This window comes from Prevotella sp. MA2016 (assembly GCF_000619825.1).
GTDB lineage: Bacteria > Bacteroidota > Bacteroidia > Bacteroidales > Bacteroidaceae > Prevotella.
In genome coordinates this window covers 89,072-103,769 of record NZ_JHUW01000012.1, presented here as the reverse complement: position 1 = coordinate 103,769, position 14,698 = coordinate 89,072, and the positions used below count along the sequence as shown (strand labels likewise).

General features: G+C 48.6%; 16 protein-coding genes. 11 read left to right on the top strand and 5 right to left on the bottom strand.

The window, feature by feature from the left end; genetic code table 11:
- Nucleotides 1-413: 413 nt before the first annotated feature.
- The 5 genes from T360_RS0109985 (at nucleotide 414) to T360_RS0109965 (ending at nucleotide 6,836) form a co-directional block, all read left to right on the top strand.
- Nucleotides 414-872: a hypothetical protein gene (locus T360_RS0109985; protein ID WP_036929412.1), complete on the top strand. Its 459-nt coding sequence runs from the start codon at nucleotides 414-416 to the stop codon at nucleotides 870-872.
- Complete coding sequence (locus T360_RS15150; protein WP_051523507.1) at nucleotides 857-3,175, top strand: hypothetical protein; 2,319 nt, start codon at nucleotides 857-859, stop codon at nucleotides 3,173-3,175. Before T360_RS0109985 ends, T360_RS15150 begins: the two co-directional genes overlap by 16 nt.
- Nucleotides 3,176-3,202: 27 nt before the next feature.
- Complete coding sequence (locus tag T360_RS0109975; protein ID WP_028912657.1) at nucleotides 3,203-3,649, top strand: DUF5675 family protein; 447 nt, start codon at nucleotides 3,203-3,205, stop codon at nucleotides 3,647-3,649.
- Between the two features lie 203 nt (nucleotides 3,650-3,852).
- Nucleotides 3,853-5,118 carry an Ig-like domain-containing protein gene (locus T360_RS15835; RefSeq protein WP_028912656.1) on the top strand — a complete coding sequence of 422 codons (1,266 nt, stop codon included), beginning with the start codon at nucleotides 3,853-3,855 and terminating at the stop codon, nucleotides 5,116-5,118.
- 176 nt (nucleotides 5,119-5,294) lie between these two features.
- Nucleotides 5,295-6,836, top strand: a complete 1,542-nt coding sequence (locus T360_RS0109965) for an RNase adapter RapZ (protein ID WP_028912655.1) — start codon at nucleotides 5,295-5,297, stop codon at nucleotides 6,834-6,836.
- Between the two features lie 172 nt (nucleotides 6,837-7,008).
- On the opposite strand, the gene T360_RS0109960 is transcribed toward T360_RS0109965, so the two are convergent.
- The 5 genes from T360_RS0109960 to nusB are packed head-to-tail and all read right to left on the bottom strand — an operon-like array spanning nucleotide 7,009 to nucleotide 10,263.
- Nucleotides 7,009-7,431: a DUF5606 domain-containing protein gene (locus T360_RS0109960; protein ID WP_028912654.1), complete on the bottom strand. Its 423-nt coding sequence runs from the start codon at nucleotides 7,429-7,431 to the stop codon at nucleotides 7,009-7,011.
- Nucleotides 7,413-7,979, bottom strand: a complete 567-nt coding sequence (gene coaE, locus T360_RS0109955) for a dephospho-CoA kinase (protein WP_028912653.1) — start codon at nucleotides 7,977-7,979, stop codon at nucleotides 7,413-7,415. Before coaE ends, T360_RS0109960 begins: the two co-directional genes overlap by 19 nt.
- Entirely contained in the window at nucleotides 7,976-8,962 is a 987-nt protein-coding gene (locus T360_RS0109950) for a hypothetical protein (RefSeq protein ID WP_028912652.1), read from the bottom strand. The genes coaE and T360_RS0109950 overlap by 4 nt, the downstream gene beginning before the upstream one ends.
- Nucleotides 8,963-8,966: 4 nt before the next feature.
- Complete coding sequence (yajC, locus tag T360_RS0109945) at nucleotides 8,967-9,284, bottom strand: preprotein translocase subunit YajC (RefSeq protein ID WP_028912651.1); 318 nt, start codon at nucleotides 9,282-9,284, stop codon at nucleotides 8,967-8,969.
- Nucleotides 9,277-10,263: a transcription antitermination factor NusB gene (nusB, locus tag T360_RS15140; protein WP_051523506.1), complete on the bottom strand. Its 987-nt coding sequence runs from the start codon at nucleotides 10,261-10,263 to the stop codon at nucleotides 9,277-9,279. The genes yajC and nusB overlap by 8 nt, the downstream gene beginning before the upstream one ends.
- Before the next feature lie 257 nt (nucleotides 10,264-10,520).
- On the opposite strand from nusB, the gene T360_RS0109935 reads away from it, so the two are divergent.
- The 6 genes from T360_RS0109935 to queF all read left to right on the top strand — a co-directional run bounded on the left by T360_RS0109935 (nucleotide 10,521) and on the right by queF (nucleotide 14,343).
- Nucleotides 10,521-11,117, top strand: a complete 597-nt coding sequence (locus T360_RS0109935) for a 50S ribosomal protein L25/general stress protein Ctc (protein ID WP_028912650.1) — start codon at nucleotides 10,521-10,523, stop codon at nucleotides 11,115-11,117.
- Between the two features lie 64 nt (nucleotides 11,118-11,181).
- Nucleotides 11,182-11,754: an aminoacyl-tRNA hydrolase gene (gene pth / locus T360_RS0109930; protein ID WP_028912649.1), complete on the top strand. Its 573-nt coding sequence runs from the start codon at nucleotides 11,182-11,184 to the stop codon at nucleotides 11,752-11,754.
- Nucleotides 11,755-11,757: 3 nt separating this feature from the next.
- Nucleotides 11,758-12,138, top strand: a complete 381-nt coding sequence (locus tag T360_RS0109925; protein WP_028912648.1) for an RNA-binding S4 domain-containing protein — start codon at nucleotides 11,758-11,760, stop codon at nucleotides 12,136-12,138.
- A gap of 13 nt (nucleotides 12,139-12,151) precedes the next feature.
- Nucleotides 12,152-13,144, top strand: coding sequence for a calcium/sodium antiporter (locus tag T360_RS0109920; RefSeq protein WP_028912647.1), 993 nt, complete (start codon nucleotides 12,152-12,154; stop codon nucleotides 13,142-13,144).
- 45 nt (nucleotides 13,145-13,189) lie between these two features.
- The gene (locus T360_RS0109915) at nucleotides 13,190-13,885 is read left to right on the top strand and encodes a queuosine precursor transporter (RefSeq protein WP_028912646.1); all 696 of its coding nucleotides are present in this window, start codon (nucleotides 13,190-13,192) and stop codon (nucleotides 13,883-13,885) included.
- Nucleotides 13,882-14,343, top strand: a complete 462-nt coding sequence (gene queF / locus T360_RS0109910; protein ID WP_028912645.1) for a preQ(1) synthase — start codon at nucleotides 13,882-13,884, stop codon at nucleotides 14,341-14,343. The genes T360_RS0109915 and queF overlap by 4 nt, the downstream gene beginning before the upstream one ends.
- Nucleotides 14,344-14,698 lie beyond the last annotated feature (355 nt).

The following is a 14,698-nucleotide window of genomic DNA, read 5'->3' as shown; positions in this document are numbered from 1 at the left end:
AACCCCATAATATAAGGAATCGACGTGTGTCGGTTCCTTTTTTTGTGTCTGTACTTGTACAAAAACTTGTGTACAACTTGTATTAACTTGTATTTGCTTGTATATCAATGTGTTATGGAAGTTTTTGTGCTGCATGTGATGAAAAATGCGTTACCTTTGCATCGTCAAAATCAATAAAACAATAACAGATATGAGTAAACGTAACGATTTAAAAGCCGCGTGGCGAGGGCTGAAAGCTCAGCGCGACAAGATCAGAATGGCGAAGATAAATCGCCTGGGAGTTTTGAACTCTAAACACTTTTACCTATCTTAAGTTTTTAACCCAGAGTTGAGGTCGAGGGAATCAATTGAGCGTCGGTAAAATCGATGTAGGGCCCTTTCTCGAAAACTTCTCTCGTAATTTCGACTCTAAAATGAAACAGAACAGACATTTACAAGTACAACAGATTCTGGCTGGCGAGGTGAAGATGGAGACACAAACCATGTTTCATGCTAATGGCGACATCAACATCTATCCCTGCAGCTGGGAGAACCAACAGGTAACCAGCGGTGGACGACGCGAGCCGCGAGGGCGCATGCTGATTGAGGAGGATGGAACAAGCCTCTTTAAGGCTTACCGACAGAACACCGGTCCCCGGCGCGAATTGCTGTTTACGACTCGACATGGCCGCGTGGAGATGACACGCCCCCTCTATACGTATGATCGTAAGAATCCCCGTCGCCGATTCGATATGGAGCATGTTTACGTAACCTTTAAATTTCCAAAGACCCTTGGTCTGGCACTGACAAAGGCAATTTTCAAGAACGAGACCGACGAAGTGATGGCTTATTTTAAAACCAGAAAGGAGGAAACCATATGGCAGCAAGATTAATAGCACTTAATCACCGCAGAACCCGAGAGCAAAACAGGGCATTCGTTACTGAATGCCCACTCTCGGAGTACGATGCACTTACACGCAGCGCCGAACTGCAGCAGCTGGTGCAACGTATTAGTAAGACAACCGACGGGGAGCAGCAGCGACAATTGAAGTCGGCCCTGCCATTCCGCTGTCCGCACTACACGCGATTTGCCGACAATCACCGCGACCGCGAACATATCGACCCGGAAAGTTTTACCTGGCAGACGTGTGTGGATATCGACGATCCGGAACTGGTTGAGAAGGCCAATATGATGTCGGAAAAACTGGATATCCAAGCCGATGGCGAGTGGCAGTGTATGATGCTGCACAAGGATTATTCGGCTCGCCGAAAGTTGCACATCGATATCCGACTGCCGATAGGCATGACGGTGCCCGAGGCACAGCGTGCTTACTGCCGTGCGCTGGGGGTTGAAGCTGATACCAGCTGTTTTACACCCGAGCGATTTATTTACATCACGCCTGCCGATTACGAGATTTATCGTGCCGATGGCTGGTATGAGCAGTTGAGCGATGAAGAGATAGCCATCCGCAGGAAAGCCTACACCGATCGTGGATTATCAATCGATGGAAGAACCGCCGATGGCAATTATTTCGATGCAGAAAGCAGCGTTTCTCTAAAAGAGAGCCGTGTAAATCCGTGCCCAAAAGAATTTCCGCAGGAGTTCAAAGGCATTGCTTACGATGCGATTATAGCCGAGTTTTGGCGCCGAACGGGTGGGGTGCCATCCGAGGGCGAACGTAACAAGCGATTACACCAGCTGGCAGCCAATCTGCGTGCCATCTGCGATAACAATCAGCAGTGGCTGTTGCAGGTGATGCCTTCGCTCGGTCTGTCGCAACAGGAGATGCAGTCGATCATCCACTCGGCCTGCAAAGAGCCTACCAAGGGCTCGAAGATGATGGACGAGATTATTGACCGTTTATCATTGACCATCAATCATTCAGAGGAGGACGATACCGATGGTGCCACCGAAGATGCAGGTGCGGCGCTGAACGTAAAAGCCCTACCGATGGGACTGAAGGAATCGCTGGTAGGTGTGCCCCCCAGAATGCACATGCCCGTGCTGTGCTCGGTGCTGCCGCTAGCGGCTGCTTATGCCGACCAGGTTGAGGTGCGCTACTGCGATGGCGAGATGCAGAAGTTAGGTATGATGTCGATTATCCATGGCGAGCAGGCTTCGGGTAAATCGGTGTGTAAGCATGCCATCAACGTGTGGTTGCGACAGCTTGACGAGGAAGATGAACTGGCCCGCCAGCGCGAGGACGAGTGGCACGAGAAAAAGAAAGCGCGCAAGGCCAACGAGAAGGCTCCTGACGACCCGAAGGTGCTGATACGCGTAGTTCCCATCACCATCAGTTGCTCGACACTGCTTAAACGACTGAAGAACTCACGTGGTCATACGCTCTTCTCGTTTGGTGAAGAACTCGACACGCTGCGTAAAACCAATGGTGCTGGCTCGTGGAGCTCTAAGTACGATATCTATCGCTTGGCTTTCGATCCCATCGACTCGAAATGGGGACAGGATTATAACTCCGATCAGGCAGAGAGTGGCGTGGTGCGCGTGGCTTACAACTGGACTATGCTGGGCACCGATGGCGCCGTGCGTAAGTGCTTTAAGAACGATAACATCGAGAACGGGTTGTCGAGTCGTATGCTGCTGGCCGAAATGCCTGATACAGCGTTTGCCAAAATGCCCAAATACCGTAGGCGAACAACCGACGACGAGGGACGTATACAAGATGCCGTACGCCGATTACGTTCGTACAATGGTTTTGTTGATACGCCAAAACTTCGCCATGCCATCGAGAATTGGTGCGAAGAGAAGCGCATCGAGGCGGCTAAGGATATCGACCATGTAAAGGATGTGTATCGCCGTCGTGCTGCCGTTATCGGTTTCCGCTGTGGTGTTATCTTTCACCTGCTTACAGGCAACATCAAGGAGAGCAAGGCCTGCACCGATTTTGCGGTAATGATGGCCCAGTACAGCATGGAGCAGCAGATACGCACGTTTGGTAACGTATTGCAGAATCAGTATGTGGATGCCGAGCAGGAGAGTAGGCGATACAGTTGCAATCGCTCGATATTCGACCAGCTTGCACCTACCTTCACCATCGATGATGTGGCCGCACTCAAATCAAAATCGGTATCCCACAACGCCATCGTTAAGATTATCTCGCGTTGGAACATCGACGGCTGGGTAGAGAAGATTGACGCCACGCATTGGAGCAAAACCAAGCATGACAATGACAAATGACACAATGACAATAAGCAGTTTTTAGATATGGAATTAGTACTTACACGCATAGCAAAACGCAAAACCTACACGATTGGCCGTCTGGCCATCATGCGAGAGGTTGTCGAAGAGTATCGCACTTATCAGGTAGAGGATTACTTCTGCGACACACTCGAACCCACCTGGCGTAACTACGCCGCCGGCGCCCATAAGGTACAAGGATGTTCGGCCATACCCGAGGGACGTTACGCCGTAGTCATCTCGTGGAGTCCCAAGTTCGGGAAGTGGTTGCCCATACTGCTCGGTGTGCCCCGATTCAGCGGCATACGCATACATGCAGGCAACACCGCTGCCGATACCCAAGGCTGCATACTGCCTGGCAGGAACAAGATAGTGGGGCAGGTGGTGGATAGTAAGATATGGCTGTATCGTTTGAAAGAGAAAATAGTAGAAGCCAAAGGCCGTGGCGAGCCCGTGTGGATTACCATCAAGTAATTAAAAATAATTGTTTGACTTCACCCCTCTGAAAGCGGGGGTGAAGGCTTTTTGTCCGAAATTTGCTACGTCTTAACATTATTTAAGGGGGGGGTGACAAAACTTAACGGAAAATTTCTTACCTTTGTCTCAAATATCGTGATGAGAATCACTAGATACCTATAACGATTTATTTATTAACTTATACAAATTTAATTTTTATTATGATGAAACGTAACTTTTTATCTAAGTTGTTCCAGGCTTCGCTCATGTGCTGCCTGGCTGTTCTCTTTACTGCGTGCGACGAAGTGTTCGGTAGCGAAGACAATCCTATTCCTGCTTATCTCTCGATGGATACCAGTAACGTAACCCTTAAGGTTGGCGAAACCAAAACCCGCACAGCTATTGCTGTAAGCACGGCTATTGTAGAGTATTCATCAAGCGATCCTGCTATCGCAACTGTAGACCATCAGGGAACAGTTAAGGCTGTTTCCGAAGGCACCGCCACCATCACCGCCACTGCTACAGGCTATAGCAGCGCCAGCGGCAAGAAGATGTTTAATACCGAATCAAAGTCGTATAAGGTAACCGTTGAGGGAGTTCCCGCTCCTGCACCTGCACCAAGTACTCCTCTCGTTGTAACAATGAGTACACCGCTCACCATCGAGGCTTTGGAAGATGGAGCAACAGTTACATTTAAAGCTTTAAACTCTGCCCCCGCAAGAGATATCCAATACAGTAAAGATGACGGTGCGACTTGGACTGATGGAAACACTGGAGGAACTGGTGTTTCAGTTGTTTTGGCTAAGGTTGGCGATAGGGTGATGTTCCGTGGTGAAAATACAAATTATGCTACTTCCATTAATAATGCCTATAATCATATTGACTGCGATAAAAATTTCAAGGTTTGCGGTAACATCATGAGTCTGATTCAAAAGACGGGCTTCGAGACGCTTACTACACTGCTGGCAACTAATACTTTTAAAAGACTGTTTCTGAACAATGTTAACCTCATTGACGCGAGCGATTTGTTGCTGCCTGCCGAAACGTTGACAAATTTCTGTTACAACCATATGTTCGATGGTTGCACCAATCTTACCGCTGCGCCCAAGGAACTGCCCGCCACAACGGTGGCCGGAGACTGCTACAGCTATATGTTCGCCTCTTGCGCTGCACTGACTACTGTACCCGAAGAACTGCCCGCTACAGTGATGGAGGAATGGTGTTACTCTAATATGTTCAATGGTTGCACCAGTCTGACCACTGCGCCCAAGCTGCCCGCCACATCGTTGGCAGATAGATGTTACAGCTTTATGTTCAATGGTTGCACCAGCCTTAATGAAGTGTGGGTAAAAGCTGGGTATAATGGTGATGCATGCTATGAAATGTTCACTGGCTGTGCTACAGGTGGTACATTGCACACTGATGGTACTGGCTGGGCTGCTGACACAAACTTGCCAACAGGTTGGACTACTACTACCTACGAATAACCTCCAGCCCCCTAACGCTTAAAGGTTAATCCAATAGCATAAACATAATTTCAGCGGGCTCCCCACGGGGCTCGCTGATTTTTGTGCCCTTTCAAGCCGCGTGTTGTGGTGGCTCGCTCGAAAAATCTCAAATATATTTGGATTTTTGCTCGCTTATTCGTATCTTTGCAGGCATTATGAAGAAACTTATCGAATTATATACCCAATGGAGGGGAGCTGAGCCGGCTAATGTTCAGCAGATTCCCGGGGGCGGTAGTAACCGCACTTACTTCCGTTTGACCGACCAGCAGGGACAGAGTGTGATAGGCGTGATAGGTACCAGTCGCGACGAGGACCATGCGTTTATCTATCTTACCAAGCATTTTTCGCGTCTGCAGATGCCGGTGCCAAAGATTCTGGCTGCCAGCGACGACCAGCTGCGATACCTGCAAACTGACTTGGGTAGCATGTCGCTTTTCGACGCCATCCGTGGTGGTCGCGAAGCGGGCGGACGTTATACCCTGAAAGAGCAGGAACTGCTGAGGCGCACCATTCGCGAGCTGCCTAAGATGCAGATGCAGGGGGCGCGCGATCTGGATTTCGAGAACTGCTATCCACAGGCGGAGTTTGACGTGGACAGTGTGCTGTTCGACCTGAACTACTTTAAGTACTGTTTCCTGAAGGCTACGGAGATTGATTTCCACGAGCTGAAGCTGGAGGCCGACTTTCGACTGATGGCGAAGGACCTGACTTCGGAGCAGAGCGACTCGTTCCTGTATCGCGACTTCCAGGCTCGCAACGTGATGTTAGACCACGATGGCAATCCTTGGTTTATTGATTACCAAGGCGGCCGAAAGGGTCCGTTTTACTACGATGTGGCTTCGTTCTTGTGGCAGGCCTCGGCTAAGTATCCGCATAAGCTGCGCCGCGAACTGGTATATGAATACTACAACTCGCTGAAGAACTACATCGAGGTGCCCACGGTGCGCCACTTTGTAAACCGCCTGTCGCTGTTTGTGCTGTTCCGTACCTTGCAGGTGCTGGGTGCTTACGGATTCCGCGGCTATTTTGAGCAGAAAAAGCATTTTATTGAGAGCATACCACCCGCCATACAGAACCTTCGCGAGTTGTTGGCAAGCAGTACGCCATGGCATTATCCGTACCTGATGGAGATACTGCAGAAGCTGACAGAGCTGCCACAGTTCCAGCAGATAGAGGCGGTGGCCAGTCGTGCCGATGGTTATAAGACGACTGATTTGAACCCTTATAATGCCCATCCACAGGACGGACCGGCTACGTTCTCGAAGTACGATGCGCAGGGTCCGCTGGTGGTAAAGGTGTTCAGTTTCTCGTATCGCAACGGCATACCTGAGGACGAGAGCGGTAACGGTGGCGGTTATGTGTTCGACTGCCGCAGCACGCACAACCCCGGCCGATATGAGCCGTATAAGAAGCTGACGGGACTGGATGAGCCGGTGATACGATTCCTGGAGGATGATGGTGAGATACTCACGTTCTTGGATTCGGTGTATAAGTTGGCCGATGCGCATGTGCGTCGTTACATCCAGCGTGGCTTTACCAGTCTGATGTTCTCGTTCGGATGTACAGGTGGTCAGCACCGTTCGGTGTATTCGGCGCAGCACTTGGCCGAGCACATCCACGAAAAGTTTGGTATCGAAGTGCGCGTAGAGCACCGCGAACAGAAAATCAAGCAAACCTTCGAAGCAAAGAAGATTTAGGCACGGATTCTTATCCCGCGATATTATTTTGGCACGAATTACGCGAATTTCACGAATTATTTATTAATAAATCCGTGTTCGCTCGGCTTTGCCGCTTGGCTTGTCCAAGAATCCGTGTAATCCGTGCCTTAAACTAAATTCGTGTTAATTCGCGAAATTCGTGCCAAATAAATTACTCAGCGCTCTCTGTTTCGGGCTCCTCGTCTTTGAAGTCGGTGATACCAGCCTCGATAAGGATGTTGTACCAAGTGATGAGCTTCTTGATGTGGCTATCCTTTACGCGATCCTGATCCCAGTTAGGCAGAACCTTCGAGAAGTACTCGTGCAGCTCGGCTGCGCTGGCCTTCTTTTCATTGATGCTGGCCTTCTTGCCGCTCTCCAGCTGCTTCATGCTGTCGAGAATGTCTGTCAGGGGCACGTCGTCTGTCTCAGTGAACATGGCGATATCGCTCAGAGATGTGATACGATCAGTAGCGAAAGCTGGCTGACGCTTGTGAGTAGCGTCGAGAGCCTCTACAATCAGATTGTTGTTACCACGGGTAACCAACTTGTATAATCCGGGTTTACCGGCAATAGCTAAAATTGTTTGTTGCATTGTTCTAATATTTTAATTACTTGTTTATCTATTTCTGTTGCGCCGTCGTTTACAATCACGAAATCGGCTTTTCCTATGAGTTCTTCCTGCGGTAGCTGTTTGTTCATCCATTGCTCCACCTGCTGGCGATTGATATGATCACGCGCCATCACGCGCTCGATGCGCACCTCTTTAGGAGCTGTTACTATGATCACCTTATCCACCAACTTGTAAGCGCCCGACTCAAAAAGGATAGCGCTCTCCATAAACTGCAAACCGCTCTCTTCGAAAGCCTGAAAAACAGCAGGATGCACAATCGCATCTATAGCGTTGGCGTTTGCGGGCGATGAAAGCAGAAATTTTGCCACCACCGCTTTGTTTAGTCGGCCGTCGGTCGTATAGGCGTCGGCACCAATCAGATCAGCCAGTTGCTGTCGCAGGGTGATAGAATCCCGCATCAATCGTTTGGCCGCACTGTCGCAGTCGAACACCTCGTAGCCATACTTCTGAAGCACCTTGCAAACAAAGCTCTTGCCGCTGCCGATACCTCCCGTTATACCTATCTTCATTCTTCCGACTCAATTAGATAGTCAACCATGCTTGTTTCCAAGCGTGCCCTGGATATGCCGCGTGGTACCGATTTCAGGTAGATGTGGCATTTCTCTTGCGGGTGGTCCTTAATCTCATTAAAATCGGCCACCACAGTAAAGTCGGTGGGTTTCAGATTGCGATAGACGCTTACACCCGTGACGAAGGTGACGTTGACGCGCGATGGGAATGTGCGAAGCGACTTGCCTGCTGGCAGATTGATAGCCTTGATAGGCACACCTTCGATACTCTCTTCGGTAAGCACATCGGTGCAGAACGTTACCTTCACATGCTCGGGAGTCATTTTCACGCCGCGAATCTTGGCCAGTCTGCAGTTTGCTCTTAGCGTATCGCGGAAGTTGGCATAATTAAGCTGCTCGGTATATACCACATTGATACTGTCAAGCTTTTCGGGCGAGGCATAAATCGTGATGCTGTCAGGACTATATGCCACACGCGAAATGAAGTACAGCTCCTCTGGAATAACGCGTCCGCTCCATCTCACAGGCACTGTTTTCTTGTCGCCGTAGTTGTAGTAGAACTCCAGTTTCTCGGGTTTCATGCTTGTGATGCGCGAACCGTTGGCCAGCTGCTGGTAGATTAGCTTCTGCATTTCCTGCTGCGTAATCACGCCAGTGCCGTTGCCATGCGAGTAGTTCTTGAAGTTCACGTTCACCTTGCGCAGTATGTCGCCATACATATAGGTAAGGAGCGTGATACCCTTGTCGCGGATGGTGACGCGCACCGTATCGGTCTCATCGCTGGTAAGCACGGCATTCCTCGGGATGCCTACTACTGATACGGGGATGGCAAACTCGCGTTCGTAAACCTCGTTGAGCGTGGTTTGCAGCCAGAATACACCTGAAAGAGCCAGAAAGAATATAAACAGTAATAACTCCTTGTTAGCTTTGCTAAAAAGGAGCTTACTGCATAGATTTCCTATTTTCTTCAGGTATTCAGTCATCGTCTTACTTCTGCAAGGTGCTTGCCATATCCTTGAATACAGAAGTCTTCTCAACGGTGATCACCACGTCGCGAGCAATCTTCACGTCAACAGTGTTCTTGGCCAGATCGATGCTCTTTACAGTGCCATGGATACCGCCACCTGTTACTACCTCTGTACCTTCAGTAAGTTCGTTCTGGAACTTCTGGATTTCCTTCTGCTTCTTCTGCTGTGGGCGGATCATGAAGAACCACATGATGGCAAAGATAGCCACCATCATGATAATCATGCTCATACCACCACCGTTCTGTGCTGCCTGTGCAGCGAGTACAAAATTAGTCATGTTTCTTTGTTATAATTTGTTTTTTGGGTTTATATTCTTTTTCTTTTTTGGGCTCGATAAACTTAGCCAGACGGCCGCTCTCCACCAGATTGCGTGCGATACCGTCAAGCATACCGTTGATATAGCCGGCACTCTTTGGGGTAGAGTAGAACTTGGCTATCTCTACATACTCGTTGATAGTAACGCTGATGGGCACGTTTGGCAGAGTCATCATCTCGGCGATGGCTATCTGCATCAGGATGATATCCATGTAGGCCAGGCGCGAGAAATCCCAGTTGCGCGAAGCCTCGCTCATGTAGCGCTGATATTCGTCGGCATTCATGATGGATGCGCGGAACACCTTGCGTGCAAAGTCCTGCTCATCCTCGCTATCCCACTCAGGCAGCAACTCCTGCTTAGGACCGTTCTTCTCTTCGAAGCGCTTGATGGTCTTCAGCACGAATGTATCCACAATCGTCTTGTCGTCATTCCAATAGAGGCTCTGGTCTTCCAGTATAGAGTCCAGCTCATCATTGTCCTGAATCAGTGTGCGGTATATCTTTCTCCAGAACTCACGATCCACGTCGTAGCTGTCTTCTGGATTGTTCATATATTCCTGGTAAACGTCGCTCTGCTCGATTTTTTCCAAAAGCGATGCTACGAATGTGGCATTCTCGTCCCATCCGTTTTTCTGTGTGCTTACAAATTCGTTAAGCTGCTTGTTTTCTGCCAGCTGAATGGCAAAACGGTTCAGTACAAATCGCTGTGATGGTTCTGGGGTGCCTTCGCGCTTTGCACGCTGCACCAACACCTCCATACGTCGGCTAGCTTCCTTGTTGACAGCCACGATGAGGGCGAGCATGTAGTTATAAAGGTCATAAGCTTTCGAGAGACTGAAAAATAACTCTTTTTCAGCCGTGTCGATGTTCTTGTTACCATTTTGATAGTAGGCGTAGGTTAACTGAACAATCTTAATTCTGATAATTTCTCTGTTAATCATCTCACTTGATGTTTTTTTATTATTATACCTATTTTAAATACGTGTGAACTAAAAGTCCAAATCGGGTGCAAAATTAGTAATAAAAACCTAAATCTGCAAGAAAAAAGCTGAAAATTGAGGTTTTTTAGCCAAATATTTTGTTGGTTACAAAAAAAGTAGTACCTTTGCACCGCTTTTTCGGCTTCGGCCGATGATTCGTGTGATGGCGAATTAAGCAAAACGTATTTTTAACAACTTAATTTAGAGTAACACATTTTATGAAAGAAATTAGCGTAAGTGGCCAGAAGCGTGCCACAACTGGTAAGAAGGCCAGCAAGGAAATGCGTAAGGAGGGTCTGGTACCCTGCAACATGTACGGTGAGGCAAAGGGTGAGAACGGTCTGCCCGTTTCTATGTCTTTTGCTATTCCTGCATCTCAGCTCCGTCGTGTAGTTTATTCACCCGATGTTTATGTTGTAAACCTGACTATCGATGGTGAGGCTCACAAGGCTGTTATGAAGGAGCTCCAGTTCCACCCCACAACAGATGCTCTGCTGCACGTTGACTTCTATGAGGTTAACGATGAGAAGCCCATCACTATCGGTATCCCCGTTAAGTTGGTAGGTCACGCTCAGGGTGTTCGCGATGGTGGTCGTCTCAGCCAGGCTGTTCGCACACTTAACGTAACAGCTCCTTACAAGCAGATCCCTGAGGTTCTGAATGTAGATGTTACAGAGCTGAAGCTTGGTAAGGCTATCAAGGTAGCTGAGCTGAACTTCGACGGTCTGCAGATTGCTACTCCAGCACAGGTTGTAGTATGCTCAGTTAAGGCTACACGTGCTTCTCGTTCTGCTGCTGCACAGGCTGCCGAGTAATAATAATTGACACCTCGGCTTTACCGCTTTTACAAAGGCGGTACGCCGACTAAAAGAATTATTTGTGGAGAAGTATTTAATTGTTGGCTTGGGTAATATCGGCGACGAGTACGAGAACACCCGCCACAATACAGGCTTTATGGTATTGGATGCTTTTGCTAAGGCATCCAATATTCATTTTGATGATAAGCGCTATGGTTTTGTGGCCGAGACATCGCTCAAGGGGCGTAAGGTTTTCTTGCTGAAACCTTCTACCTATATGAATCTGAGCGGAAATGCGGTTCGATATTGGCTGAATAAGGAGAATATAGATCAGAGTCATCTGCTGGTTATCAGCGATGATGTGGCATTGGCTTTAGGCGCTTTTCGCCTGAAAGGCAGTGGCTCTAATGGCGGTCATAACGGTCTTGGGCATATTCAGCAGCTGATAGGTCAGAATTATGCCCGTCTGCGCATGGGTATCGGCAATGATTTTCCTCGTGGCATGCAGGTCGACTGGGTGCTTGGAAAATATGACGAGGAAGACATGAAGATCCTCCAGCCTAGCATCGATACAGCTTGTGAGATTATTAAGAGTTTTGTGCTGGCAGGCATCGATATCACGATGAACCAGTATAATAAATTGGGTAAGAAATAGAATATGGAAGAGGCAAGGATTGACAAATGGTTGTGGGCTTCGCGTATTTTTAAGACTCGCTCTATCGCGGCAGACGCCTGTAAGAATGGGCGTGTGTCCATCGGTGGGGTAAGCGTAAAACCCTCGCGTATGGTGAAGGTGGGCGAGACTGTGAGTGTGCGCAAACCGCCTATCACTTACTCCTTCCGTATCCTGAAGACTATCGAGCAGCGCGTAGGAGCAAAACTCCTGCCCGAAATCTACGAGAATGTGACAGCTCCCGAGCAGTATGAGTTGCTTGAGATGACTCGTATCAGCGGTTTCGTCGATCGTGCCCGCGGCACAGGTCGCCCCACCAAGAAGGAGCGTCGCAGTCTGGATGCGTTTATCAGTGATTTGGATTAAATAACCGAGAGCTATGACATTGCTTAACATCGGATTGATTATCTTAGGTATCATCCTCGTTATCTGGGGCGCCGACCGTATGACGGAGGGCGCATCGTCTTTTGCGCGCGATATGCGCGTGCCCGAAATAGTGATAGGTCTTACTATCGTTGCTGCAGGCACCTCGGCACCCGAACTCTTTGTGAGTTTGATGTCGGCCCTGAAAGGTACCTCCGATCTGGCTGTTGGTAATGTGATAGGTTCAAATATCTTTAACACGCTGCTCATCGTGGGATGTTCGGCTGCAGTGGCACCTATTGTGGTGGCGCCCAGCACGGTCAAGAAGGATATCCCCTTTGCTATCGGCGCTTCGTTGCTGTTTTTCATGCTCTGCTTCGACGATATGAGTTCTGTTCACCTCTGGGGTAACGATATCAGTCGTTCGGATGGCATTATCCTCTTGATAGGTTTTCTCGCCTTTATGGTTTACACCTTCCAGGTGGCCGCCAATAACGGAGAACTGGATTTCCTTGACGAGGAGTTGGGGGTGGAGCGCGAAAAGCCTAAAAAGGATTTTTCTCGCCTGTGGCGCAATCTGTTCTGGGTGGCGCTTGGTTTAGGCTGCCTGATTGTGGGTAGTCACATCTTCGTCAACGGCGCTACTTATGTGGCCAATCGCTTTGGCATTCGTCAGAGTGTGGTTGGTCTTACCATTGTGGCTGGTGGTACGTCGCTGCCCGAGCTGGCCACCAGTGTGGTTGCAGCCTATAAAGGTCGTTCGGCCATTGCGATAGGCAATGTGATAGGCTCCAATGTATTTAATATTCTTCTCATTCTCGGCATCACGGCTGTGGTTCATCCCATGCGTATCATGGGTATCACCATCGTAGATTTGATGATGATGCTGATTAGTATCGGACTGATGTGGATATTTGCCATCACCAAGTATTACGTATCGCGCCGCGAAGGATGGGTGTTGATACTTACCTTTATGGGATACATGGCGTGGCTGCTATATCTGCTTTAATGGATAACAGGGGTACTTGAACACCCCCTTTAAAAAAACAAGAAAATGGAAAAAATCAAAGAAAATCAGAAGATTAGTGTGCTGTTCATGCTGTACGGCATACTGTTTTGCGTGTGCCTGATTACGGCAAACGTATTGGAGACAAAACAGATTTCGTTTGGTCCGGCTAATATGACGGCTGGTCTGATTGTGTTCCCCGTCAGCTACATCATCAACGATGTGGTTTGCGAAGTGTGGGGCTATCGTCGCACCCGACTGCTCATCTGGTTGGGTTTTGCCATGAACTTCATGTTTGTGGTGTTTGGCGCTATCGCCGACTGGATTCCAGGTGCTCCCTACTGGCATGGTGAGGAGGGATTCCATCAGATATTCGGACTGGCTCCCCGTATTGCCGGAGCATCGTTCTTGGCTTTCCTGGCAGGATCGTTTGTGAATGCTTATGTGATGAGCAAGATGAAACTAAACTCTGAGGGAAGGAATTTCTCAGCACGTGCTGTGCTCAGTACCGTGTTTGGCGAATTCACTGACTCAGTCATTTTCTTTCCCCTGGCACTCGGTGGGGTGATACCTTGGGAGGAGATGCCATCGTTGGTTATCACGCAGGTCACGCTCAAGACAGTTTACGAAATCGTAGCACTACCAGTAACCATCCGTGTGGTAAACTTTACCAAGAAGCACGACCACGAGGATGTGTTCGATCGCGATATTGCATATAATGTATTTAAAGTTAAGGAATTATGATGAGAGAACAAGAAGGTTTGCAGGCGCTCGGTAAGAAGACCGAGTATAAGAGCGATTATGCGCCCGAGGTGCTGGAGACATTTGTCAACAAGCATCCCGATAATGATTACTGGGTACAGTTCAACTGTCCGGAGTTTACGTCACTTTGCCCCATTACAGGGCAGCCTGATTTTGCCGAAATCAAGATTATGTATATCCCCGGCGAGAAGATGGTAGAGTCGAAGAGTCTGAAGCTCTATCTGTTCAGTTTCCGCAACCATGGCGATTTTCATGAGGATTGTGTGAATGTCATTATGAAGGACTTGGTGCGCCTGATGGATCCCAAGTACATCGAGGTTATCGGACTTTTCACCCCTCGTGGTGGTATTAGCATTTATCCCTACGCCAACTACGGTCGTCCAGGAACGAAATTCGAAGCCCTTGCTGAACAGCGCTTAATGAATCACACTTTCAAATGATTTGATTAGTTAGTCCTCGCGTGGGTCGAAAAAGAAAGTAATCCCCAAAACGTCCTGGCTCGGAGGCCGGATGTCCGATTATCGGAATCATTCGGAGAACTCGCTTCGCTCAGACAGCTCCTCATGTCGATTAGCTTGTCTCGCTTACGCGATACAAGAATCGAAAATGATTCCGATAATAGTACATCCTATAAATACCTCCTCGTGCGGAATGTTTTTGGGATTACTTTCTTTTTCTCTAATTTCTTTGTCCTCGCTTGTACACCGATTACCGCACATCGTGCTCCATGTTTCCTCACTACGTTCGAAAACATTCCGCACCTTTCTTTGTTTCGTTTCTTTCGGTGACGAAAGA